The 1,261-nt window shown below is 40.6% G+C and carries 1 protein-coding gene; it reads left to right on the forward strand.

The window, feature by feature from the left end; translation table 11 throughout:
• The first annotated feature begins 232 nt into the window (after positions 1–232).
• Positions 233–1,243 (forward strand): IS110 family RNA-guided transposase, encoded by a 1,011-nt coding sequence (locus tag K339_RS0109960; protein WP_028523440.1) that lies wholly within the window; start codon positions 233–235, stop codon positions 1,241–1,243.
• Positions 1,244–1,261 lie beyond the last annotated feature (18 nt).

The following is a 1,261-nucleotide window of genomic DNA, read 5'->3' on the forward strand; positions in this document are numbered from 1 at the left end:
CGCCCTTTAGGTTTGTACTATGGTAAAATTTCAAGATTGAGTATTTTTAACAAACAGTACCAGAGTGGGCTTCCCTATGGGGTCGCAGAGCTTTTTTACTCTATGCACGGATTCAGGACCCACTCTGTATTGCTTACCAAACCTCCAATAGAAATTAGGGCATCATGGCTCATTAGTAAGGGTTTGAGGCAAAAGGTAAGTTTTTAGTGCAACTCTTAATAAATTAATGCTCATGGAGACTCAACATTTTATTGGCATTGACATTTCTAAAGCAACTTTAGATTGGGCTGTTTACTCAACTCAAAAGGGTATTATTTATCAAACTCAATCGGCAAATTCACAAGCCGCTATCAAAGCTATTCTCAAAATCATTGAATCATTACCAAGCTTTGAGCGCTCAAAGTCAGTATGCTGCATGGAACACACAGGTATTTACAATGCACATTTGTTGGCTTATTTGTATCAACTTCATTTTCCCATTTGGTTAGAAAATAGCTTGCAGATTAAACGGGCGGGAGGTTTACAGCGTGGCAAATCCGACACCATTGATGCCGTTCGCATTGCAGAGTATGCCTTCCGGTTTAAAGATAAAACTCGCTTATGGCAGCCTCCTCGTCAGGTTATTCAACAATTGGCAGCTCTGAGCTCGGTTCGCCACAGACTGTTAGGAGCCCGTCAGCAACTGCAACAACCTTTACAAGAACAGCAGGAATTCGTAAGCCCTTCGTTGCAAAAACAGCTTACTAAAACCTGTCAGGCATCACTAAAAGCCATCAATCTTGATATTGAGAAGATTGAAAAACAAGTTAAAAATTTGATAGACAAAGACCCACATTTAAAAGAACTTTTTGAACTAATTACTTCTGTACCGGGAGTAGGTTCCGCTACTGCTTCTGAGGTACTTATCGCTACTAACGAATTTACTAACATTACTGATCCCAAAAAATTAGCCTGTCATGCAGGGGTTGCTCCTTTTGAATACCAATCTGGCAGTAGCATTAGAGGAAAAACCAAGGTTAACCATCATGCCCGAAAACGGTTAAAAAGCCTTTTTCATTTAGGAGCTATGTCCGCCATTCGAGTCAAAGGCGAAATTCAAGACTATTATTTGAGAAAGGTCGCCGAAGGCAAGAACAAAATGTCAGTTTTGAATGCCGTTCGCAACAAACTCATTCATCGCATCTGCTCGGTGGTGCATCACCAGCAAAAATATGACAAAAATTATACTCGCACGCTTGCATAAACCATAGAAATCCGTGCG

The organism is Runella limosa DSM 17973, assembly GCF_000482465.1.
Taxonomy (GTDB): Bacteria; Bacteroidota; Bacteroidia; order Cytophagales; family Spirosomataceae; genus Runella; species Runella limosa.

Excerpts from the sequence above, each read along its gene's own strand:
- K339_RS0109960 (WP_028523440.1), top strand. The coding sequence starts at position 233 with ATGGAGACTCAACATTTTATTGGCATTGACATTTCTAAAGCAACTTTA.